Origin of the sequence: Enterococcus italicus (genome assembly GCF_023743875.1) — a bacterium.
GTDB lineage: Bacteria > Bacillota > Bacilli > Lactobacillales > Enterococcaceae > Enterococcus_G > Enterococcus_G italicus.
Map to the genome: position 1 here is coordinate 1,295,681 of NZ_JAMRVB010000001.1, position 23,404 is coordinate 1,319,084.

The following is a 23,404-nucleotide window of genomic DNA, read 5'->3' on the forward strand; positions in this document are numbered from 1 at the left end:
TTATTTTCAACTGTGTAACTATCCAAAAAAATAATTTGTCGACAACAAAAAACTACCCAAATGCAAGAGCTTCACATACGTGTCGGCTTCTGCTGATTCAGATAGTTTATTTTCCCAAAAATCGTAGCCATTGATGGATTAAGTTTATCAGAATTAGCTAGAACGAAATTATTAGAAGTGTTAGAAGATCAAGTTGATATGAATTTGTACCAAAAAGCAATGAAAGATCATGAGTTAAATGACGAAAGTATTTCACACCCAGATATGCTCCGAGAACTAGGTTTATGATGGAGAAAACATATACGGTTCGATATGAAAAAAATGCTCAAAAAGCATTAAAAAAGATGGACAAGCATCAAGCTCGTCTTATATTATCTTGGATTTCTAAAAATTTAGAAGGTACCGGTTCTCCTAGGGTTCATGGGAAAGGTTTGGTAGGAAATAAAAGTAGTCAACGGTGATATAGAATAGGAGATTATCGTTTATTAGCAAATATAGCCGATGAAACGATTAAGATTTTAGTTTTAGTGGCCATCGTAGAGAAGTGTACAATTAACAATTGTACTGAAAAGCCGAAAAGCGTTCTTTCTTTTCGGCTTTTTTTGTAGATTGTTCGAATGGTTGCCATGCCTTAACCGGGTAGAGGCAGTACGTAGGCTTCGATAAACGTTGCAACAGAACCCTTATTGCCGTAGTGTGCGCTTACTCTGTTACTGAAACCCAAAATCAAATAGCCTATGATCTAATAGGGTAGTAACCATAAAAGGTTAGTTTATTTGTTCTTTTTAATCTGCTCTCTTAAATTTTTCTGATCTTCTATATGAAAATATTTCGTATCTAACGGATTAGCTCTATTAGCACCACCTATTCCAGAATCAATCATTTTTCCCCAGCCTTTTAAGGGATCTTTACCTTCGCTTCGCATTTTTGCATTTTTCTCCCTTAACAGTTCAGCTTTTTTTAGTCTTCTCTGTTTTAATTTTTCAACAACTTTTTCAAACATACTCATTCTCCCCTTTGTTATTAAACAATACGGTTCTTAACTATTTTCTCAGGAACAGTTGCTTTAATCTGCTAACGACGCAGAGTGGAAAATAGAATTTTTAATGGTGTGTCAAACTATTTAAAAATTGAAAACGGCATTCAGTAAGTAACAGTTAAAACGTTGAATAGTATTTTATACAAGATTATGGGCTTAATCGATCACCGTCAAACAATGGATCTTTTTATTTAACAGAGATCTTTTTTAAAAAAATATTCTGTAATGTTCTGTTTTTTATGATGTAATTCTCCAAAAATTTCATAACCATTCTTTTTATAAAATACAGGTGCTTGAAAATTAAAGGTATCTAAATGACATAATTCACAGCCATATTCCCTTAATTTACTTTCTAGTAAAGAAAGTATTTTGGTTCCAATAGATTGATTTCTAAATTTTTCATCTACCCATAAAGTATCTATATAGCCAATATAATATAGTGAAGAGTAGGCAATCCCTCCACCAATAATTTGTTGATTTTTTTTTACAACAATTATGAACTTTTTATATTCTTCATCTTGAGGACTTCTTTTTGAATGATTGTTAAATAATTCTAACTCTGATTCAATAAAAACAGCATCGAAATCATTTCCTATTTCATAATTAATCATTAAAAATTCTCCTTTGCACTAAATAATTTACAACCCTTTTCTATTTTTCTTAGATAAGAACTTACAACAAAAAACTATCCAAATGCAAGAGCTTCACATACGTGTCTGCTTCTGCTGATTCAGATAGTTTCTTTTCCCCAAAATCGTAGCCATCGCGGTCGCATTTGTCTGCGCCAATACTTACCAAAGCCGGCGTTTCGTCTGCGGCGCTGGCAGTCGCGAACAAATACCTCATAGACTGTCGGCTTCTCTTCTAATGGGATTTGGCGCCAAGCAATAAGATCCACTTGACCTTTTTTGACAATATCTGCATAGCGCCCACCTTTGTCGAAATCAGGCTCACTCTTCCATTTTCGACAAACGATACGCCGCAAATGCAGATCAGGTGGATGATTGACATCCAAATAGCGATGGGCTTTGCTAAATGTCGCGCGATCGAGATGATACCCGTGCGGCACACCATAATTAAACGACTCCGTATTCGCCACATCGCCACATTCCGTTACTTGATACGCCTTGGGATTCGCATCGTAGCCATCTTCTTTAAGCTTCAGATCATTCCATTGACTGACAAAGCGGCCTGTTTGACTATCCAAAATGAATTCACTCATGCGCGCAGTATTGTACCGCCAGCCACCTGTGTTTCTTTTGGGCACCAAGACTTTCATATTCCGCGGATAATCAAAGGGCCCCATTGTACGATTATGATAATTGGCCCCTACCGAGAAATCAATACCCACCTTGGTGTGAGCGGCATAGGCGACAAGCTTATCGAAGTCACTTGCGCCTGAATAGTGGCGACGAATGTACTGGATATTTTGCCGATCGAGATAGCTTCGAAAGAGATGCAGCTTATGCCCTAGCTCATCTTGGTTTAAGCCTAGGTCCCCTTTGTAGGCGCGTTGGATACTCTTTCGTAAACACGCATACCATTCACTATGTGGCGGCAGCTCTGCTAGCTTTCCTGGACCAGTCAGCTGCAGCATACCATCGCCATCAATCCAAGCGCCTAGTTGCTCCATCATTCGTGCAAGCTTTTCCTTTTCGCTCAGGCAACAGGTGCGGTACCACTGGAGATAGGCGAGCGAGCCGACGATGGGACTAGTTTCTTCACTCATTGCACTACCTCCTGTCCGTTTACTTCTCGTATGTGACCGTCTGCCAAAAGCGCTCTAGCGTTTCTAGCTGTGTCACTTGTTGATTGCATTGCTCGCTGTTACTACAAACGTAATTGCCTTTTTTTGTATAGGTACCGTCTGCCGAGGCTTTCGTCGTCGCTAAAAACAAGCCGACCGTACTGATTTGATTGCAGATAGCACAGTGTCCTTTTTGTACATCTGAGCGGAAGCTGCCGTATACACCTTGCAAGCGGCCCTCTTTTTCGCGCAGCAAGTACTTGCGGTTCGTGCCCGGATCATTCCATCCTAAAAAAGTCATCGTGCGAAAGTCTAGGCTATCCACCGGTGGGTAATACATCTTCTTCACCTTGCGAAATATTTTATCGATTTGCTTAGCAGATGGCTGCTTCATCGGCACCACAAATGCTTTTAGTTCATCAAATACCGTTTCAAATTGCTTGCGCGTCAACTTGCTGTCCATTAAGACTGGCCAATAAGCTGCTAAGTCAGGATGCCGCTGAAAGAGCTCACCTGTCCGCTCTTTGATTAATGCTTGTAGTGACTGAATCACTTGTTTATCATTGACTGAATGGTAGGCATTGACCAATTCAGATAATTGTTGCTTACTATACCAATATTCATAGGGTTGTAGTTGTTCTTTCATTTGTTTTCCTCATTTCTAGTCCTTTGAGGAAACTCTTTCCTTCAAAGAACGTCATTTTGTGCTAGTGTTCTTTGATCGTACGATACAAGATGCGTTTGCCATCCTGATCCCCTCCCTTTGATTCATATACCGGTAATAGCATAGCGACTTTTGCGCTATTACGCAAGTAAAATCATCTTACTCGCTCGATCCGCGCGCCAAATGGCATAAATGATACTTGCGCCAGCTTCAATGATTGACCAGCAAAAGGAATCCCGATAATCGTAATGCATAGGATCACTGCACTAATCAGGTGACCGACCGCTAACCAGAAGCCAGAAAGAATGATCCATAAAATATTCAATAAAAAACTCGTATTCGTATGCTTGTAGACCACTTCTTTGCCAAATGGTGCTAAACTCATCGTCGCGATTTTAAAACATTGCAAGCCAATCGGCAGCCCTATGATCGTGATACTCCAAAGAATGCCCGCAACCATCCAACCGATCCAGCCAAATAAACCACCAAAGATAAACCAAATAACATTTCCAATACAACTCATAACAATCCCTACTTTCTCACTTTGTTTCATTCTAGTATACCATGAAGCTCGACTGTTTCTGGTTTTCCACCTATTTCGAATACTTTGTGCAACGACTAGTCTTAAACTATCTGATGGTTTCTATTTATTCAAAAAAAATGAGCACAGTTTGGTGCTTTCGATAAAAAATGACAAACTTTTTTAGCGCATACATGCTATAATTAACTAGATTAGACTGTTTCTAAACTAGAATAGATGATTCTTGTGCAGACGTGTGCCAGTCCTCTTCTTATTCCTTGCCGAAGTCATTCACTTTTGACAATCAATAACCCAGAAACCGACCATCCCTGCTCAAGCATTTTCTGAGGAGGGATTTTTTTCGTCAATTTTCTAGCAGTCAAAAATAATGGATTGAAAGGATGAAATGTATGTCACAAGGTTTGCTAACGTTACTTGCTGTTATTCCTATTATTTGGTTAATTCTCTCTCTTGGGGTCTTTAAAATGCGTGGAGATCTCGCTTGTTTGATTGGCTTAGTGCTGACGATTATCCTCAGTATGGTCGGCTTTCATTTTAGTGCCAAGGAAAGTCTATCCGCTGCCTTAGAAGGAATTGTCATGGCTTTTTGGCCAATTATTTACGTGATTATCGCAGCTGTCTTTACGTACAATGTCAGCACCGAGTCTGGTGGGATGAATACCATCAAAGAAATGCTGACGTCTATTACTGGCGATATGCGCATACTCGTGTTGTTACTTGCTTGGGGCTTTGGTGGCTTTTTGGAAGCCATTGCCGGCTTTGGTACAGCCGTAGCGATTCCGGCTAGTATTTTAGCTGTCTTGGGTATGTCACCGGTCAAAGCGGCGATTATTTGTCTGATTGCCAATACGACTCCGACCGCATTTGGTGCGATTGGTCTGCCTGTCACGACCTTAGCTCAAGTCACCGGTCTTGACGTCAAGCAACTTTCTTTTGTCGTCACCTTGCAACTAAGTATCTTGATTATTCTGATTCCGTTTTGTTTGGTTACGTTGACAGGTGGTAGCTTCCGTTCCATTAAAGGGGTCTTTTGGATTACCTTGGCATCTGGTCTTGCATTTTCCATTCCAGAAATCATCGTCTCTAAGTATCTCGGGGCGGAATTGCCATCTATTGCGGGGTCATTGATTTGTATCGTGACGATCATCCTCTTAGTCAAAGTCATCGGACCAAAAGAAACCCAAGAAAAAACGGCACCTACCGTCTCGCTTAAAGAAGGAATTGTCGCTTGGTTGCCATTTATTCTCGTTTTTGCCTTTATTATTTTGTCTTCCTCTCTTGTACCTGCCATCCATGATCGCTTAAATACGGTGCAAAGCTCCTTTACCATATTCCAAGGCTCGCATGCCAAACCATATGTCATCACGTGGATTACGTCACCTGGTACCTTAATTATTGTCGCTACGATTATTGGCGGTCTCTTCCAGGGGATTTCTTTTGGCAAGAGCTTGCAGATTCTCTGGCATACAACCAAGCAGATGACCAAAACGATGGTCACGGTCGCTTCGATTGTCGGACTATCAAAAGTGATGGGTTACAGCGGTATGGTCAACAACATTGCCCTCAGCTTAGTTATGGTTACCGGTAGTTTCTATCCCTTTATTGCGCCAATTATCGGTGCACTTGGTACCTTTATTACTGGTAGCGACACATCTGCCAATGTCTTATTTGGTGAGTTACAAGTCAAGGCAGCCACTAGCCTAGACGTCAATCCATATTGGCTAGCTGCGGCAAATATGGCTGGGGCGACAGCCGGCAAGATGATCTCTCCGCAAAGCATCGCCGTCGCAACGGGTGCGACTGGTCTAGTCGGCGAAGAAGGAACCATTTTAAAACAAGCCATGAAATTCTGCGCCATCTATACGCTTATTATTTGCCTAGTCATCTTTGGCTTAGGAAAAGTCTTCGGACAAATTTAGGGTTTTGAAGGCTGCAGCAGAATTGCTCAGCGAAAGAAAAAGTCAGGACATCTGAAAGTTGACTCTCAACCTTCCTGATGTCCTGACTTTTTCTTATTCCACCAATGCCAGTAAGCGTTCGTAGTTTTCCTTGATAGATGTAGTTGTCGTGTCAAGTACGCCTAGCACGTTTTCATCGGCAAATTTCCCATGATGCCGCTCTAGCATCCGACTCACCGGCTCAGGCAAGTGCCCATGCATCCTTTCTTTGATAGTCGCCAAACGCTGCCGAAATAACTCGGCCACCTCTTTTTCGTTTTTTGCCATGCGCAAATAATCCTTGCCGACAAAAACCGTCGCTTGCCGTTGAGTTTGTAATCTTTCCGCCATCGTCGATTTCCCGCTACAATTTCCACCAATCAATGCAATTAGCATCTTTTTCCTCTTTTCATTTGTTACTTTTCCATTTTTAGCTCAGCTAACTGAGCCAATATCGCATCCTGCTCAGCATCTGCTTGGAGCAAGGCCGCTGCTGTGTAGGTTCCTTCAACGATCGGCACATAGTTAATATGAATGGTCTTATCTGAAAAATCCGTGACCATTTCTAAATTCATCTTGGCACTTCCCAAATCAAAGAACGCTAGCAACGTTTCTTTACTATTCGCCTCAACGACTGCTTGTACACGCTCAAAGCTCGTACCAATGCCGCCATCTTCCGTCCCACCGACATAGGTAATCTCGACGTCTTTGGCAACTTCGCGAACCAAATCAACAACACCTTGAGCAATATTCTTTGAATGTGAGACAATGACAATCCCGATATCGTTCATCTTATTTACTCGCCTCCAATAATGCTTCAAACAAATACCCCGACGAACACGTACCAGGATCAATATGACCAATTGATCGGTCGCCCACATAAGAAGCACGCCCTTTTGTAGCCTTCAGATCCGCCGACGCTTGGACATACTCTTGAACCCTCGCTACTGTTAATTGATCCTGTTGTAAATCGGCCAACACACTTGCCCAAATATCGACCATGGTTTTTTCACCGACTGTCGCCTTACCGCGCTTTTCAATCATTTCCAGTCCAGCTTGTACCGCGTCAGCGAGTGAATCACTCGTTTGAAACGACTTGGTCATTCCCATAAAGGCCGATCCATATAGCGGCCCTGATGCACCTCCGACTTTACTCAGTAACTGCATCGCCACGACTTTGAATACATCGGCAGCATTCTCAAATTTTTCTGCATTCAATTTTTCCATCACTGCCGTCATTCCACGAGCCATATTCCCACCATGATCGCCATCACCAATCGGCGTATCTAACTCTGACAGATAGTCTTTGTTCGTTTGAATCTTATCATTAAAGATACTCATCCATTTTAATGCTACTGTTGCATCCATCTTCATCTCTCCCTACCAAGCTGGTGTAATGACTGGGGCTTCCAATGCTTCTACCCACTGCGCGTCTTCACATTTCATCAATGTCAACGACAATCCTGCCATATCAATCGACGTCATATAATTACCCAATTTTTTGTATCCGATAGTAATCTGCTTATCGGCTAATAAGTTCGCGACATCATTCGCAAAAATGTACAACTCCATTAACGGCGTCGCCCCCATCCCATTCACCAATAGCGCATACTCTTCGCCTTCTTTTGGCTCAAACGAAGTCACTAGCTTATTAACGAGCTCTTCGGCAAGCATTTTAGACGGCTGCATCTTTTCACGGCGATACCCCGGTTCCCCATGAATGCCAATACCAAATTCAATCTCATCATCCGGCAAAACAAACCCCGGCTTCCCTACTTCAGGAACTGTCGCCCCAGTGAGCGCCAATCCGACCGTATGAATCGCTGGTACTAGGCGATCTGCGAGCTCTTTTATCTCATTCAATGATTGGCCATTACGGGCAGCGTCACCTAAAATCTTATGCACAAAAATCGTTCCCGCTACGCCACGACGACCTTGCGTATACAGGCTATCCTCGACCGCAATATCATCATCAACAACCACGCTCTGTACCTCGATACCCTCCATCTCAGCCATCTCTTGTGCCATTTCAAAGTTCATAATATCGCCAGAATAATTCTTAATAACTAGAAAAACCCCCGCGCCTTCATCGGCCTCCTTAATGGCCTCAATAATCTGATCAGGTGTTGGCGACGTAAACACCGCTCCACAAACAGCCGCCGATAACATACCTTCACCGACAAAGCCAGCATGTGTCGGCTCGTGGCCACTACCACCACCCGAGACAATGCCGACTTTCCCAGTCTTCTCAGTATTACGCGCGATAATATCAAATCCTTCGACGCGATGCACCAAATCACCATTGATCGCCACCATGCCATCGATCATTTCCGTTACAACATCCGTTGGTTTATTTATAATTTTCTTCATCTTCCTGATCTCCTCACTTTTTTAAAAGCGATTACAAATTATTAAAACCGCATTCTTTATAAAAATTATAGCTGACATCAAAAGAAACCGTCAACTAATACAAGTTTTTAACGAAGGCAAGGGGGTGCTGATATACGGATGAAAAGACAAGTCATTCCATTAAAAAACAAATCTTGAATATTAAGAATTCCCATATTACCTTTTCAAAAGATGCCATTACTAAAGAGAGCGTTCATGGCCGTATGGCCAATGTATTTACCGGAGAAAAACATCGTTGCGAATGTTGTGGGTTTGATTCTGTCATCCGTCATGCCTATCATGATAGCTGGATTCAGTTGCTTCCATATCAAGAAGTACCAACTTATTTACACCTGTACAAACAGCGTTTTCGTTGTACTCGGTGTCATCATACGTTTTCTGCAAAAACCTATTATGTAGCGGAAAATTGTTACATCTCACAAGCCTTAAAATTTGCGATTGCTGTGGATTTGAAGAAAAAAATTTCAATGAAAGATATTGCTCAGCGGTATTTTGTTTCCACAAAAACCGTTGAACGTGTCTTAGACAGCTTCTTTGAGGTGCCACGTAAAAAAATCACTTCTCTTCCCAAGCATCTTCTAATTGATGAATTTAAAGGAACGAGTGATTGTAAAGGGGCAATGTGCTTTATTATTAGTGATGCTGATACTGGCAAAATCTTTGATAACTTAGATGATCGACGCAACTTCAAGTTACGGACATACTTTCACCGGTTCACATTAAAATCCAGAAAACGGATTACACACATCGTGATGGATATGAATGCCTCTTACAATGTAGTGATGAAAGAAGTCTTTTCCAATGCGCGACTCTCTATCGATCGTTTCCACATCATTCAATAAATGACACGTGCATTTAATAACCAACGAATTCAGACAATGGAACAGCTAAAGAAAAGCGATTCACCGGCTCAAAAGGATTACCGAATCAAAGTAACCAAAAGAATTGCCTTTGGATTTCGGATTTTTCGTCATCTCCGGATGCGTGTCTTGATTCAGCAGAACATCTGTGAAATCATTTAATAACGCTAAAAAGGAAATGCCGAAGCATTTCCTGCCGTTTGATTTGATCAAAACAACACCATTTGACAAAGAGCCGTTTTTTGTTGGTTTTGCTTGCGGGCCATTAACACATATAGTAAGGGAATGCCCAAAATGACCGCCGCAATTTTTAGAAATTTCTTCATCTGGATTCCTCCTTTTGTAAAAAATCAGCACTTGTGCTAGTCAAAACCTAGCAGAAACCCTAGGTGTAAGCGCGGTTTGCTTATTTTTTGTGCGCCCACTTTCTTTCACGAATCCTCACCTCTTTTTTGTCAGTGCTTGTTTGGTGATTTATTTGGTAAAGTCTTTGCGTTTTAAATAAATGGTGGTCAAGATACTGACAACGACCGCGAGGATCATCACGAAGAAAAAGCCGTTTTTTGTCTCTTTGCCTGGGAGTCCACCGGTATTCATGCCCCAGATGCCGGCAACGAGAGCAGCTATGGAGACGACTAAAGTAGCGGAGTCCAAGAATTTCATCAAGCGGTTTAAATGATTGCTCATCATATCGGAAAACAACCCGCCGATGGTCTCAAGCAAATCACGGTAAATCAGGATTCGTTCCTCTGCATGGGCTTGGCGCAAGCGGATGTTGTACACGAGATTTTCGTCGCCTAGTTGCTGGGCAAAATTGGTTTCTTCCCAGAGGTAATTCAAAGTTTCTTTTTGGCCTTGCAGCGCGTTGTCCAGATACACGACATCCCGCTGCGTGTCTGCCAAGCGAAAGAGTGCTTCGTTTTTCGTAGTGGTGCGAGCCGCTGCGTCTAGCTCATCGATGATTTTTTTGATGGTTTTTAATTCCTTTAGAAAATGCGCATAGGTTCGTTTGATGATATAGGCGCAGAGTTGCTCTTTATTCGTGACTTTATGAGCGGAACGGGTCAAAAAAGAAGTCAGAAAATCTGAATTATCTCCCACAAAAGTCAAGGTCATTTCTTTAGCAAAAATCAAGATTAACGGTTCTAAGCGTTTTTCAATGGGGAGCTCGCGATTGTCGCTTAGGTTCATTAAAGAAAGAATCGTCAACTCCCCTAGGCGGTCGTTATTCATTTTTTCATATTGGTTGATTTCTTCTGCATCGTCACCGCCGACAAAGATGTCTTTTGGCAATTCGTATTTCTCCACGATTTCGGTGAGTTCGACTTTGGTGGCTTTTTGCAAGACAATCCAGTTACTTACGTCTTGGGTCGCTTTTTCTATGCCGGAATCTGTTATCTTAAAAGTTGAAATCATCTTAATCCCCCTATAATATTTCTAACCAATGGACCACAAGCAATAAATAAAATAAGTAACGATAAGAAAGCGTTTACTTTTACTAAATAACAACACTTTATCCTCAAATCTCAGGATAGAGCATTTGCTTTTTTGCGTCAAATGATGTGCTGTTTTTGCATAAAAAGGCGTAATTCTTTTCAAATATTAATTGTCAAATTAATTTAGACAATTAATAGAACAAAAAATACTGGAATTGGAAATGAAGATTCTTACTAGAGAAAGGAGGCTGCCTATGCACGAAGTTCAATTTTTACTGAACGATGAGCAGATGAAACAGCTAGGAAATAGTGTGTACACACTTCTTCTAAACAATGTGAATCAAGTACGACAAGATACTGCGATTGACAAACGCTATTTAACCAAGAAAGAAACTTGCCAGTATCTCCATATTGCGAACAACACTTTGGACAAATGGGTCGAACAAGGCCTGCCAAAAATTACGATTCAAGGTGTTGTGCGGTTTGATCGGCAAGCTATAGACGAATGGCTCCATTGCTATACTCGCTAGAAGCGGTTTATAATCAGAACGTAGTCGTTCCTACGTTCTGGTTTGCGTATAAGAAAGTAGAAAATAACATGGCAATTACTAAACTGAAAAACAACCACTACAAATTGGAGGTATTTTACCCCAAGGAAGTGCGACAAATTATAGGTGTCACTACCGAGCGCTACCGCAAAACATTTAGGACGAAAAAAAAGCGGAACAGGCTGAAAAAGACCTGTCTCAAAAAATTCAACATGTGCTTAATGAAAAGAGTGCTCGTTCATTTGAATTAAGCGGGCATATCAAATTCAAAGAGTTTTATAAGACAGTTTGGTTGGATATGTATATTGCTGGTTCTACTGGACGATCTAGGCAAATACCAACTGCCATAACCGTTAGCAATACGAAAAATGTCTTCCGTCTTCATATTCTACCGATGTTTGGTGAATATTCCATCAAGTTCTTAAACGACAATAAAGACTTTGTGCTTCGTGCTTTGATGAAAAAGTCCCAAACTTACGCCAATATCAAAATTATCAAAAGTTACGTCAATCAGATTTTTGATATTGCCGAGCTATTAGAGTATATCGAATACAATCGGATTGAAAAAGTGAATCGGTACGTGTGTGATCCCAAGAAACAACAACTAAAGACGGAGCGTCAGCTTAACGGTGAAGCACTGACAGCCGAAGAATTAATCGCTTGGTTAGACGCAGCCAATGAGGATTACAGCAATGGTTCTCTAATTATGCAAGATTATGTTCTCTTGATGCTAACGTTGAACCTAGGGGACCGTAAGAGCGAATCCTACGCCTTCCAGTGGAAGCATATTGATTTTGAAAAGGGTTATGTCAGTTTGATTCAAAGTAAGGATAAGTTTGGCAATTTAAAATCCACAAAAGGGCGAAAAGCTACGAAGTTCAAGATTCCGACATTCCTTATTGAACTATTGAAAGAATGGAAGCAAAAGCAAAAGGAAGAACTGCTACAGCTTGGGATTAAACAGACAAAGGAGCAATTTCTTTTCACTTATGCCAATCGAAGTGGTGAAGTAAATATTCCGGTTCATGTGGATTACTTAAATTATCGGCTAAAATCCATTCGCCGAAGACATGAGGAACTGGTTCAGACAAATCCACACAAGCTACGGCATACCTTTAGTACGTTAGCTCGCGAAGGCGGTGCCACAATGGCTCAAATTTCCCAAGCCCTAACCCACTCGGATATTAAAACGACAGAAATATACGTCAATACCCCGAATGTTGTCGATCTTTCCACTTATGAGAAATTCGAGAAACGCCTGGATAAAGTGCGACAAGCAAAATAAATAACTAATTAAAATAACAATCAAACAAGATAAAAAGAACGATTATATAGTGTCTGACATAGGTCTTAAAAACGGCCAATTCAAAATCTCGTACATTTTTTCGTACCTAAGCGTACAAAAAAAGACACTTCCCAAAAATTGGAAAGTGTCCGTATCGTTGTGATGAATGGTACTCGATTTCCTTGAAATCTCCGTCCCATACTGTATTCGTAAGGCAATAAATTGCCAACGACTCCAGCAATTAACGTTTTGAGAATTGTGAAGCTTTACGAGCTTTTTTAAGACCTGGTTTTTTACGTTCAACCATACGTGCGTCACGAGTAAGTAAGCCAGCTTGTTTAAGAGCTAAACGGAAGTCTGGGTCTACTTCTAGTAATGCGCGAGCGATACCATGACGGATTGCGCCAGATTGTCCAGCATATCCACCACCGTTTACGTTTACGAAAACATCGTAAGCGCCTTTTGTTTCAGTAACGCCAAATGGTTGGTTGATTACTTCACGCAAGTCAGCGTGTGGGATATATTCAGTAACGTCTTTTTTGTTAACAGTGATTTTACCTGTACCTGGTACTAAACGTACGCGGGCCACAGCATTTTTACGACGGCCAGTGCCGATATATTGAGCTTGTGCCAATGAAATTCCCTCCTATTAGATTAAGTTTGTGATGTCCAATACTTCTGGTTGTTGAGCTGCATGTGGATGAGTTCCTTCAGCATATACGTGAAGTTTCATTCCTTGAGCGCGACCTAACGTGTTCTTAGGTAACATACCTTTTACAGAAGTTTCGATCAAACGACGAGAATTATTTGCACGTAATTCACCAGCAGTTACTGATTTTAATCCTCCTGGGAAGTTTGAGTGACGGTAGTAAATTTTTCCTGAAGCTTTATTACCTGTTAATTTTACTTTATCTGCATTAATTACGATGACGAAATCACCAGTATCCACATGAGGAGTGAATGTTGGTTTATTTTTTCCTCGTAGAACAGAAGCTACGACTGCTGATAGACGTCCTAAAGGAACATCTGTTGCATCAACGACATACCATTTACGTTCTACTTCGCCTGGTTTGGCCATATATGTTGTACGCACAATTTTTTCCTCCAATTCAATTTCGAATGTTTACAATCATTTGAGTTTCCGGGGCTCTTATGGGGTAAACAATACCATTTAGTATGATACCCCAGAATCAGGTGGCACGTCAATGTTTTTTCCTTTAAATTTGTAACTATTTTTCCCGCTCGCAGATTTTTTTGATTAATAAAAGAAACAGGATTAGCCATTATTTTGAATAAAATACCGTTTATCAGAATATTTTATGTATAAATATAATTTTTAAGCTTGATTTGCTTATATTTATTTGCTATGATAGCTTCAATCAAGAAGGTTTCGATAGAAAGGAAGTTTTTTCATGAAAGAAAAGGTTATTTTGGCTTATTCCGGTGGTTTGGATACATCTGTCTCAATTAAATGGTTAGTAGATGAAGGCTACGATGTCGTTGCTTGTTGTCTAGACATTGGTGAAGGGCGCGACACGGCGGCGATTAAAGAGAAGGCGTTGCTTGTCGGTGCTTCTGAATCGTATGCGATTGATGCACGCGAAGAGTTTGCGGACGATTTTGCCTTGATTGCCTTACAAGGGAATACATTTTATGAAAATTCTTATCCATTGGTGTCTGCCCTTTCACGACCATTGATTTCTAAGAAATTAGTCGAATTGGCTCACGATACACAAGCGACAACCATCGCACACGGCTGCACAGGCAAAGGGAATGACCAAGTCCGGTTTGAAGTGGCTATCGCTGCTTTAGACCCTAATTTAAACGTCATCGCCCCTGTACGTGAATGGAAATGGTCGCGTGAAGAAGAAATTGCCTACGCTGCTGAAAAAAATGTCCCTATCCCTGCTGACTTGGACAATCCTTACTCGATTGACCAAAACTTATGGGGGCGGGCGTGTGAGTGTGGTGTCTTAGAAGATCCGTGGGCAACACCGCCAAAAGGTGCTTACGCTATTACCAAAGAATTAGAAGAAACACCTGACACACCTACTATTGTAGAAATTACCTTTAAGCAAGGTGTCCCCGTCGCCCTAGATGGTCAAGAAGATACATTTGCTTCAATTGTTATGAAGCTTAACACGCTAGCAGGTGAACATGGGATTGGTCGGATTGATCATATTGAAAACCGTCTAGTAGGGATTAAGTCACGGGAAGTCTATGAATGTCCTGGTGCGATTACGCTCATGACAGCTCATAAAGAATTAGAGGATTTGGTTTTTGTTCGTGAGTTGGCTCATTTCAAACCCATCATCGAACAACAGCTTGCACAAGTTATCTATGATGGCTTATGGTTTAATCCACTGACAGATGCCCTGATTGCCTTCTTAAAATCCACACAAACAGTCGTAAACGGCACGGTTCGTGTGAAATTATTCAAAGGGAATGTCATCTGTGAAGGTCGGAAGTCAGCAAATAGCTTGTACGATGAAAACTTAGCGACGTACACTTCTGCCGATACATTTGATCAAGATGCTGCAGTTGGCTTCATCAAGCTATGGGGCTTACCAACAAAAGTGCACGCAGAAGTCCAAGCCAATCAACAATCACCCTTAACACCAATCGGATAAAAGGAGCAAACAGTATGTCAAAATTATGGGGCGGTCGATTCGACGGAAAAAATGAAGCGTGGATTGATGCATTTGGTGCATCGATTTCCTTTGATCAACAATTGGCGGCATATGATCTGCAAGGAAGCATCGCACATGTCAAAATGCTGAAAAAAACGGCGATTCTTCCGTCAGAAGATGCTGACGCCATTCTTGCTGGTTTGCAGACCTTAGTCACAAAGGTCGAAAATAATGAGTTGGACTATTCAGTAGAAAATGAAGACATTCATCTGAATATGGAAGTATTTTTGCATGAATTACTTGGTCCTGTCGCTGGCAAGTTGCATACTGCTCGCAGTCGAAACGACCAAGTAGCAACAGATATGCATCTGTACTTAAAAGATCACGTCCAACAAATTGTGGCACAACTGAAAACCTTACGACAAGTCTTGGTCACAAAGGCCGAGCAACATGTCTATACCGTCATGCCTGGCTATACGCACCTTCAGCATGCACAGCCTATTTCCTTTGGGCATCATTTGATGGCTTACTATCAGATGTTCACGCGTGATCAAGAACGACTCACGGAAAGTCTGAGTCGGATTGACCTTTCACCATTAGGAGCGGCCGCACTAGCTGGGACGACTTTCCCAATTGATCGTTCCTACGCTGCACAAGAGCTTGGTTTTGCCGGTGTCTATGCCAATAGTCTAGATGCAGTTAGTGATCGTGATTTTATTTTAGAGTTTTTAAGCAATGCCTCTTTGATTATGATGCACCTCTCTCGTTTTTGCGAAGAGCTGATTTTATGGTGTAGCTATGAGTACCAATTCATTGAGTTGACGGACACCTTTTCGACAGGTAGCTCGATTATGCCGCAAAAGAAAAACCCTGACATGGCGGAATTAATCCGTGGCAAAACAGGACGTGTGTATGGGGATTTATTCGGTCTATTAACGATTATGAAGAGTTTACCTTTAGCTTACAACAAAGACTTACAAGAAGATAAAGAAGGCATGTTTGACACGGTTTCTACGGTCATGCATTCGCTAGAAATTTTTGCTGGCATGATTGACACGATGAAGGTTAAAGAACAAAACATGCTTCAAGCGACCCAACAAGATTTCTCAAATGCTACGGAGTTGGCCGATTATTTGGCGACTAAGGGCATTCCCTTCCGAAAAGCGCATGAGATTGTCGGTAAGCTCATCCTTTCTTGTATGGAAGATGGGATTTACTTGCAAGATGTCCCGCTTAGTCAGTACCAAGAAATCGAACCGACCATCGAAGAAGACATCTACCAAAAACTAGATAGCGTGCAAGCTGTCAAAAATCGCCACTCGCTTGGTGGGACAGGATTTGATCAAGTACTCGCACAGATCAAGCAAGCCCATCTGAGTGAATAACGTTTGTGACAATCAGTTTGTATTCCTATAAACAAAAACCATACAATCCAAAAGTCTGAAAAACAGCTTCTGGATTGTATGGTTTTTGTCGCTAACGCTATCTCAACCTTTTTTTCACAGTTTCTTCAAATTCATTTAACCTTGCTTTAAGGTTCGTTGGTTATCTTACATTAGTAACAAATCGATTAACGAGCGGATGGTATTTATTCGCACGAACAGGAGGAAGATATGAATTTTATCAAACGTGGGCTCTTAAGTTTATGGGCCAAAAAAGGTCGCACGTTATTGTTATGTGCTGTTTTTTCTGCTATTTTAATTTTTGTTTTAGCAGGACTAACAATCAAAAGTGCGGCAGAAAAAGCAACAGAGAATGCACAAAATAGTTTGGGTGCAACAGTCACACTCGCTGCGAGTCGTGAAGCAATGTTCGGTGGTGGCCAAAACGATACAAGTACATCCGATTCATCTTCCACTGACTCAACAAGTGAACATCGTGAATTCACTTCAACACCTGTCAAAGTCAGCGATGCTGAGAAAATTGCCGCACTAGACAACGTGAAATCATATGTCTTAGTGACATCTGGTACCGCAACAGCAGGTGATGGTATTGAACCAATTACAAGTAGCGATACAACAAGCAGTTCAAGCACATCCGATAGTAGTCAACAAGGACCTGGTGGCATGGGCGGTGGTATGGGTGGCAAGATGCAAACTGGTGACTTCACCATTACCGGTGTTTCATCTAGTGCTGACTACTCAAGCTTCTCAGACGGCACAGCTACATTAGGAGACGGTGAAGCATTGACTGCTGATGATGCTGGCACAAACAATGTCTTGATTGAAGAAACTTTAGCAGAATCGAACGGTTTGTCGGTCGGTGATACCTTCAAACTGACTGATTCAGACGGTGAAAATGAAGTGACAGTTACCGTCAAAGGAATTTACTCTACTACTGAATCTGCATCAGGCATCGCTGCACAGGTCAACATGCTAAACCCAGTCAATACGATTTACTCTTACTACACATTAGCCAATACACTATCTGGCAATACTGATGAAGATACTGTCGACTCTGCCATCTACACACTTTCTGAACCTTCAAAAGTCACAGCGTTCACCAAAGCGGCAGAAAAAGTAATCGATACAGATACGTATGACTTAACAACGGATGATCAATTGTATCAATCCATGATTACACCATTAGAAAATGTTTCAAGCTTTGCCAAAAACATTGTGATTTTAGTTGCCGTTGCTGGGATCATTATCCTAACACTCATCGTTATGCTCATGATTCGCGAACGCCGCTATGAAATAGGTGTTCTATTGTCAATGGGTGAATCACGTGCCAAGATGATTTTCCAATTCTTTACTGAAATATTTGTGACCATGCTGATTGCCTTAGTAATTGCTACCTTTACTGGTAATATTGTCGGTAATGTCGTAGGGAATCAACTACTCTCACAAGAAACAACAACGTCTCAAACAGATACCCAAACTCAACAAGGCGCAAACAACCAACAAGGAAACCAAAATGGTGGCCCTGGCGGTGGTGGCGGTGGCCAAATGGGTGGCTTCAATACAGCCGTACAAGGTTCAACTGAAATTGATGACTTAAACATCACCGTTCAACCAAAAGAAGTCGCTATCCTCGCTGGCTTAGGGCTCGTGATTAGCTTCTTCTCGATCCTCCTCTCCTCATTTGGTATTTTACGCTTGAATCCGAAGAAAATCTTAATTGGTTAGAAAGAAGGGAAATCCATGTTAGCAACCCAAGACTTAGCTTATTGGTATACCAACGAGCAAGATGCACTATACAAAGATGTCAATTTAACATTTGAAAAAGGAAAAGTCTACGCCATCCTCGGCGCAAGTGGATCTGGCAAGACGACCTTCCTTTCCTTAATCTCAGGACTCGATACACCGAAAAAAGGAACCATTACTTACAATGGAGAAAATATTCAAAAGATTGGCTTACGAAATTATCGCCGCAAAGACATTTCGATTGTCTTCCAAGCCTATAATCTCCTTCCTTATATGACCGCCCTTCAAAATATTTTGACGGCAATGGAAATTGCTGGATCAAAACGTTCTGACAAGAAAACCTATGCTCTTCAATGCCTAGCCAAAGTCGGCATCGATGAAACATTAGCCAACAAAAAAGTCGGTCTCCTTTCCGGTGGCCAACAACAACGGGTCGCAATCGTTCGTGCGATTTGTTGTGATCATGAACTAATTGTCGCCGATGAACCAACCGGTAACCTTGACGAAGAAACATCATCAGATATCGTTAAAGTGTTCCAAGAAATGGCCCATGAAGAACAAAAATGCATCATCATTGTGACTCATGAAAGCGACGTGGCCAAAGCATGTGACGAAGTATTTGAACTAAAACACAAAGTATTTCATTTAAAATCAGCTGCCGCTGAGTAAAACAAATAAAACCCCCTAAATTTCTAAATTTGAGGATTTAGGGGGTTTTTGATAGTATGAGCTAATCTTATAGATTTTTTACTGAATCATCTGAAGCAACATCTGGTGCTAGACCTAATTTAGCTTGTAGCATCCAAATCTTCTTTTCAACCTCAGTTTTGAATCCGATGAAAATATCTTGCGTGCAATCATCGCCTTCTTCTCCAGAAATTTCAATTCCTTCTTGATACAAGTCAGCTAAGTAGCGGTAGCCTTCTACTAATTTAGCCATACGTTCAGGAATTGTCCGTTCATACGTACCAATTTCATCTTTAATCGCTGTATTGTCAGCAAATTCTTGTAAAGTAGAGTATGGTGCACCATCCAATGTAATCAAACGTTCTGAAACAACATCCAATTGTGCATTGATTTCATCCATAAATGTATCCATTAAAGGATGTAATGTTAGGAATTCAGGTCCACGCATGTACCAATGTGTTTGGTGAATCACCACTGAAAATTGGCTTAAATCTGCGACCAATTGATTTAAAAGATCTTTCGTTTTCCCATATTTCATAATTCGATTCCTCCTTTAAACTTCTATACTTTAAGCATACTAGATTTCATAAAAATGTACACTAAAAACAACTATTTGAGAATTCTTCTCAGGTTTTCTTATGGTTTTCGTATGTAATTATAAAGGAGAAAGGAGTACACAATGATTTCTTTTATAGTTGGAGCTGTGATGGGTTCTTTTTGGTGCGTCGTCGCCGATCGTCTGCCGTTACGTATGAATTTTTGGTCTGACCGTAGTCGCTGCTCGACCTGCCAGCGTCCCCTTGCCTTTTATGATTTGATTCCTATAATTTCATTCATTGCACTTAAGGGGAATTGTCGTCATTGTCATCAAGCCATCCCTCGACACATTTTTGTCGCTGAATGGATTTACGGGTTGTTTTTTTGCTATCTATTTTCATTTTCTACCGCCACGTTGGAGACTAAATTAGTCGCACTTGTCTGGTTTACAATGGCTTTTAGTCTAAGTATTACAGATTGGCTCTACCAGATTATCGATCCTTACCTATTATATCCTTTTGCTATCATCTTATGGGCTGTTCTACTATGGCAGCGTGCCGCGTTTTCTTGGTGGACCTGGCTTTTATTTTTTTGTATCTATTGGTATGGTCAACGTCATTGGCACTTCATTGGAGACGGTGATTTGCTTTTATTTTTCATCTGGTTCCCTTGGCTACGTTGGCAACAAATTCATCTCTTACTTTTTCTTGCCAGTGGCACCGGTATTTTGTATTATCTCCTGTTTCTCTTTTCTAAGCGTCAGCCCCCAAAACACCTACCATTCGTTCCCTTTTTAAGTATCGGCTTAAGTGCTTGTCTTTTTTTATAGCACAGTGATAGCTGCTATAAAAAGAGACAAGCTAAACGACAAAAAAGCCAGAAAAGCCAAAAGTTTGAAGAAAAGCTTTTGGATTTTCTGGTTTTTACTTAGCGCTGAACCATTTTGTCTCAGCCTCTATGTCTATTAGTTTTGATGAATGAAGACAGTACCTTCAGTCGTAATTTGACGAACGTTGTAACTTTGTCCGGCGTAGTTTCCTTCTTCAATCGTAATGACACCATTTGCGACAGAGATAACATAACCGACATGTCCATAAGTAGCGTCAGAATATTGGGCACCATTTAAGAATACAACGACCGAACCAACTTCTGGAGAATTATCTACTCTAAAGCCGTTTGCTCGTGCACTTGCTGGCCATTGGTTCGCATTGCCCCAACGATTGCCTACCCAAGTCGCGCGGTTTTTAACAAACCAAGTACATTGGCCAACAGGATACGTGTTCGATGTATCTGTCACTTGCGTTGTTGTGCTTACACTACTTGTAGAAGTTGAGCTTGATGTAGTCGCTTGTGGGCTGCTTGCTACGGTACTTGTTGTAGTTGCTTTTGAAGTGCTTGTTGCAGTATTACTTTCAGTCACAGTACTCTCTGTTGTGCTAGTTGTAGTAGCGTCAGATTGAGCTTTTGCTTGCTCTGCTGCTTTTGCTTCAGCTTCTTCTTTGGCTTTCGCTTCGGCTTGTTCTGCTGCTTTTTTCGCTGCCGCTTCCGCTGCTTGAGCCGCTAAGATTCGTTTTTGTTCTGCTTCGGCTTCGGCTTTTTGCTTCACTAAAGCTTCTTTTTCATCTTCTTTTGTTGCTTGTTGAATTGCTAAGCTAGTCTTTAATACAGCTAGTTCTGCTTGAGTCGCTTGCAATTCTTTCTTTTGAGTATCTAATTGGACTTGGTATTTTTGATACGATTCAATTTTTTCTGAGTTAGCTGCTTCTTTGGCTTTGACTGCTTCTTGATCCTCTTTTTGTTGTTCAATCAACGTGTTATTCGCTTTAATAAAAGTATTAACAGCTTGAACTCTTGAAACAGCATCTGATAGCGAATCTGCATTTAAAACCGCATCAACAAAGCTTGTATCTTGGCCGTTGACTTGGACATCTCGCGCTTGATTTTTCATTGTTTCCGTTCTTTTTTCGATACGTACTTCCAAATCAGCAATTTCTTGTTTTAATTGTTTTGACTCGGCAGCCAATACTTTTTGTTGCGCGACTACTTCATCACTTTTGGCATTAATTGTCGTAACTTGTGACTCTAATGTATCAATTTTTGTTTGTGTACTTGTTTGTTGGTCTACTAAGTCGGAAATCTCTGAATTTTTTTGAGAAATTTGATCATCATATGTATCAGCTACAGCAATCGATGGAGCCGCTACAGTTGTCAAGATGATTGAGCTTAAAAAAATCGAAGCAAATATGCGTTTCTTCACAATTATTCCTCCACTATCACTTTTCTACTAGTTCTTAATTATTTCTAAAGACAAATGAAGTTTACCATAGCATCATGTCAACTAAGTAATAGGTATGTTACAAAAACATTTCAAAAAAAGCATTTGTTTAGATTTTTTCTAAACAAATGCTTCTTAATTGTGAATGATTATGCAGAATGACCAACAATCACACTGCCACTGTAACCAAAACCGACGCGTGTAATAGATGGATTCATTTCCCAATCTCTATGACCTGAACCAGTTGCTGTAATCATATTGGTTTCGTTGTACCATGCATTGATTACATCGGAACCAGGACTGAATAAAATAGCAATCACTTCATTTCCACTCGTCCAATGATCACTTGGAATTGCTCCACCATTGCCATTAATCAAAGCTGCTCGACTTGATGCAGCTGCAGCTAAGCTAGCATCCCAAGAAACAGGATTTAGCCCATTCGCAACGCGTAACGCATTTAAAGCATTCAATGTTGCATCAGCAGATGTGGTACTGGTGTTGCTAGTTGATGTACTTGTAGATGTTTCTTTTTTAGTCGTTGCTTGCTCTGTACTACTACTTGTTTGAGTGGTACTGCTCGCTGTCGCTTGCGTAGTTGACTCAGTCGCTTTTGCTTCTTGGCTTGAACTTGTCGTTTCAGCCGCTTTGGTTTCTTGACTTGAGCTTGTTGTTGCCTGACTTGCAGTTGCTTGCGTTTCTGACGCTTTTGTCGTAGTGTTACTTGTCGTTTGTGCTACTGCTTCGGCTTTCGCTTTTGCCACTGCTTCAGCCTGTGCTTTTTCGATTCTTGCTTGTTCGGCTTCAGCTTGTGCTTTTTGCTCAAGGAGAGAATTACGAGTAGACTCCGCTGTCGCTTGTTCCGCAGCTAAGCTGATTTTTTTTACAGATAAAGCAGCTTGCTTCAAGACCAATTCTTGTCTTTGCGCATCCAATTCTTCTTTCGCTGCAGCCAAACGTTTTGCTTTTTTCTCATTTTCAGCTTTCTTTTGCTCAACGGCAACTTTATCTGCCTTTTGCGCTTGAATCAATTCATTATTAGCTTGGACAAATGTATTTACCGCTTGAACACGGCTTACAGCATCCGATACCGAGTCCGCACTTAATACCGCGTCAACAAAACTTGTATCCTGACCATTCACTTGAATGTCTCGTGCTTGGTTTTTCATCGTTTCTGTCCGTTTTTCAATTCTTGTTTGTAAATCACTAATTTCTTTTATTAAAGTCGCAGTAGCTTCTTCAAGTGCTGTTTGCTCTTTTTGCAATTTCATTCCGTTATTGTAGATCGTTGCAATATCACTTTCTAATGAAGCAATCTGTGATTCAGTTGTTTCTTTTTGCTCTTTAATAGCCGAAATTTTTTCGGTCTGTTCATTTATTTTTGAATCCACATCATCGGCATGAGCACTCATTGGTACTAACGTTGCCAATAATAAGGTACATAATAATAGGCTCTTCCCAATACTTTTTTTCACGAGTTAGTTCCTCCAAGAATTTATTCCTATTTTTTAAAAATCGCACGTTATATAAGTCATGGTAAATTTTACCACATAAATATGTCATAAAAATAAATGAAATGTTTCAAATATATTTCATTTATACAAAATCTGAGATTAAATTCTTCAATTATAAGCAAAAAGACCAGAAAATCTGGAAGTGATTCCTC

23 protein-coding genes and 4 pseudogenes are annotated in these 23,404 nt (G+C 40.8%); 11 read left to right on the forward strand and 16 right to left on the reverse strand.

The annotated features are described in order from the left end of the window. Positions 1-120: 120 nt before the first annotated feature. Both relB and NE257_RS11745 read left to right on the forward strand, forming a co-directional pair. Positions 121-288: a type II toxin-antitoxin system RelB family antitoxin gene (gene relB, locus NE257_RS06275; RefSeq protein ID WP_276326768.1), complete on the forward strand. Its 168-nt coding sequence runs from the start codon at positions 121-123 to the stop codon at positions 286-288. Continuing rightward, a pseudogene (locus NE257_RS11745) lies at positions 288-556 on the forward strand (type II toxin-antitoxin system RelE family toxin). The gene relB and the pseudogene NE257_RS11745 overlap by 1 nt, the downstream one beginning before the upstream one ends. A gap of 6 nt (positions 557-562) precedes the next feature. Here the strand turns inward: NE257_RS11745 and NE257_RS11750 are convergent. From NE257_RS11750 to NE257_RS06310, 6 genes and pseudogenes are all read right to left on the reverse strand, one after another. After that, positions 563-665 (reverse strand): annotated as a pseudogene (locus tag NE257_RS11750) (IS6 family transposase); the annotation flags it as partial. 107 nt (positions 666-772) lie between these two features. Further along, complete coding sequence (locus NE257_RS06290) at positions 773-1,003, reverse strand: hypothetical protein (protein WP_420871117.1); 231 nt, start codon at positions 1,001-1,003, stop codon at positions 773-775. Positions 1,004-1,230: 227 nt separating this feature from the next. Then, complete coding sequence (locus NE257_RS06295) at positions 1,231-1,650, reverse strand: GNAT family N-acetyltransferase (RefSeq protein ID WP_251851828.1); 420 nt, start codon at positions 1,648-1,650, stop codon at positions 1,231-1,233. A gap of 119 nt (positions 1,651-1,769) precedes the next feature. Further along, positions 1,770-2,768 (reverse strand): DUF3114 domain-containing protein, encoded by a 999-nt coding sequence (locus NE257_RS06300; RefSeq protein ID WP_251886028.1) that lies wholly within the window; start codon positions 2,766-2,768, stop codon positions 1,770-1,772. A 19-nt stretch (positions 2,769-2,787) separates the two neighbouring features. After that, entirely contained in the window at positions 2,788-3,432 is a 645-nt protein-coding gene (locus NE257_RS06305; RefSeq protein WP_251886029.1) for a FusB/FusC family EF-G-binding protein, read from the reverse strand. Between the two features lie 172 nt (positions 3,433-3,604). Further along, on the reverse strand, positions 3,605-3,973 hold the full coding sequence (locus NE257_RS06310; protein ID WP_251886030.1) for a YccF domain-containing protein: 369 nt from the start codon (positions 3,971-3,973) through the stop codon (positions 3,605-3,607). A 407-nt stretch (positions 3,974-4,380) separates the two neighbouring features. On the opposite strand from NE257_RS06310, the gene NE257_RS06315 reads away from it, so the two are divergent. Further along, a complete protein-coding gene (locus tag NE257_RS06315; RefSeq protein ID WP_251886031.1) occupies positions 4,381-5,910 on the forward strand; it encodes an L-lactate permease in 1,530 nt (509 codons plus the stop codon). A gap of 93 nt (positions 5,911-6,003) precedes the next feature. Here the strand turns inward: NE257_RS06315 and NE257_RS06320 are convergent, their stop codons facing one another. Genes NE257_RS06320 through dhaK form a run of 4 tightly spaced genes read right to left on the reverse strand, consistent with a single transcriptional unit; the run spans position 6,004 to position 8,298 of the window. Next, positions 6,004-6,324: an ATP-binding protein gene (locus NE257_RS06320; protein ID WP_251886032.1), complete on the reverse strand. Its 321-nt coding sequence runs from the start codon at positions 6,322-6,324 to the stop codon at positions 6,004-6,006. 20 nt (positions 6,325-6,344) lie between these two features. Further along, positions 6,345-6,719: a dihydroxyacetone kinase phosphoryl donor subunit DhaM gene (dhaM, locus tag NE257_RS06325; RefSeq protein WP_251855431.1), complete on the reverse strand. Its 375-nt coding sequence runs from the start codon at positions 6,717-6,719 to the stop codon at positions 6,345-6,347. Position 6,720: 1 nt separating this feature from the next. Continuing rightward, positions 6,721-7,296, reverse strand: coding sequence for a dihydroxyacetone kinase subunit DhaL (dhaL, locus tag NE257_RS06330; protein ID WP_251869269.1), 576 nt, complete (start codon positions 7,294-7,296; stop codon positions 6,721-6,723). A gap of 12 nt (positions 7,297-7,308) precedes the next feature. Beyond that, a complete protein-coding gene (gene dhaK / locus NE257_RS06335) occupies positions 7,309-8,298 on the reverse strand; it encodes a dihydroxyacetone kinase subunit DhaK (RefSeq protein WP_251869270.1) in 990 nt (329 codons plus the stop codon). A gap of 158 nt (positions 8,299-8,456) precedes the next feature. Between dhaK and NE257_RS06340 the strand changes: the two are divergent. Then, a pseudogene (locus NE257_RS06340) lies at positions 8,457-9,263 on the forward strand (transposase); the annotation flags it as partial. 408 nt (positions 9,264-9,671) lie between these two features. Here the strand turns inward: NE257_RS06340 and NE257_RS06345 are convergent. Continuing rightward, positions 9,672-10,613: a magnesium transporter CorA family protein gene (locus NE257_RS06345; RefSeq protein ID WP_007207904.1), complete on the reverse strand. Its 942-nt coding sequence runs from the start codon at positions 10,611-10,613 to the stop codon at positions 9,672-9,674. A 274-nt stretch (positions 10,614-10,887) separates the two neighbouring features. On the opposite strand from NE257_RS06345, the gene NE257_RS06350 reads away from it, so the two are divergent. Continuing rightward, positions 10,888-11,163: a helix-turn-helix domain-containing protein gene (locus tag NE257_RS06350; protein WP_048603186.1), complete on the forward strand. Its 276-nt coding sequence runs from the start codon at positions 10,888-10,890 to the stop codon at positions 11,161-11,163. Positions 11,164-11,231: 68 nt separating this feature from the next. After that, positions 11,232-12,466, forward strand: a pseudogene (locus tag NE257_RS06355) (tyrosine-type recombinase/integrase). A gap of 241 nt (positions 12,467-12,707) precedes the next feature. Here NE257_RS06355 and rpsI read toward each other — a convergent pair. Both rpsI and rplM read right to left on the reverse strand, forming a co-directional pair. After that, complete coding sequence (rpsI, locus tag NE257_RS06360) at positions 12,708-13,100, reverse strand: 30S ribosomal protein S9 (RefSeq protein ID WP_007207880.1); 393 nt, start codon at positions 13,098-13,100, stop codon at positions 12,708-12,710. A gap of 15 nt (positions 13,101-13,115) precedes the next feature. Beyond that, the gene (rplM, locus tag NE257_RS06365; RefSeq protein ID WP_313628975.1) at positions 13,116-13,562 is read right to left on the reverse strand and encodes a 50S ribosomal protein L13; all 447 of its coding nucleotides are present in this window, start codon (positions 13,560-13,562) and stop codon (positions 13,116-13,118) included. A gap of 316 nt (positions 13,563-13,878) precedes the next feature. Here rplM and NE257_RS06370 point away from each other — a divergent pair, with 316 nt between their 5' ends. The 4 genes from NE257_RS06370 (at position 13,879) to NE257_RS06385 (ending at position 18,911) form a co-directional block, all read left to right on the forward strand. Beyond that, positions 13,879-15,096: an argininosuccinate synthase gene (locus NE257_RS06370; RefSeq protein WP_251855532.1), complete on the forward strand. Its 1,218-nt coding sequence runs from the start codon at positions 13,879-13,881 to the stop codon at positions 15,094-15,096. Positions 15,097-15,110: 14 nt separating this feature from the next. Then, positions 15,111-16,481: an argininosuccinate lyase gene (argH, locus tag NE257_RS06375; RefSeq protein ID WP_251886034.1), complete on the forward strand. Its 1,371-nt coding sequence runs from the start codon at positions 15,111-15,113 to the stop codon at positions 16,479-16,481. Positions 16,482-16,709: 228 nt separating this feature from the next. Then, positions 16,710-18,224, forward strand: coding sequence for an ABC transporter permease (locus NE257_RS06380; RefSeq protein WP_251886035.1), 1,515 nt, complete (start codon positions 16,710-16,712; stop codon positions 18,222-18,224). 15 nt (positions 18,225-18,239) lie between these two features. After that, positions 18,240-18,911: an ABC transporter ATP-binding protein gene (locus NE257_RS06385; RefSeq protein WP_007207874.1), complete on the forward strand. Its 672-nt coding sequence runs from the start codon at positions 18,240-18,242 to the stop codon at positions 18,909-18,911. Positions 18,912-18,978: 67 nt separating this feature from the next. Here NE257_RS06385 and NE257_RS06390 read toward each other — a convergent pair whose 3' ends face one another. Then, a complete protein-coding gene (locus NE257_RS06390; RefSeq protein ID WP_007207873.1) occupies positions 18,979-19,467 on the reverse strand; it encodes a Dps family protein in 489 nt (162 codons plus the stop codon). 141 nt (positions 19,468-19,608) lie between these two features. On the opposite strand from NE257_RS06390, the gene NE257_RS06395 reads away from it, so the two are divergent. Then, a complete protein-coding gene (locus NE257_RS06395; protein WP_251851867.1) occupies positions 19,609-20,295 on the forward strand; it encodes a prepilin peptidase in 687 nt (228 codons plus the stop codon). Between the two features lie 135 nt (positions 20,296-20,430). Here NE257_RS06395 and NE257_RS06400 read toward each other — a convergent pair whose 3' ends face one another. Together NE257_RS06400 and NE257_RS06405 are read right to left on the reverse strand one after the other, a co-directional pair. Beyond that, entirely contained in the window at positions 20,431-21,723 is a 1,293-nt protein-coding gene (locus tag NE257_RS06400; RefSeq protein WP_251851869.1) for a PcsB-like coiled-coil domain-containing protein, read from the reverse strand. Between the two features lie 167 nt (positions 21,724-21,890). Continuing rightward, positions 21,891-23,213, reverse strand: coding sequence for a coiled-coil domain-containing protein (locus tag NE257_RS06405; RefSeq protein WP_251886036.1), 1,323 nt, complete (start codon positions 23,211-23,213; stop codon positions 21,891-21,893). Between the last annotated feature and the right edge of the window lie 191 nt (positions 23,214-23,404).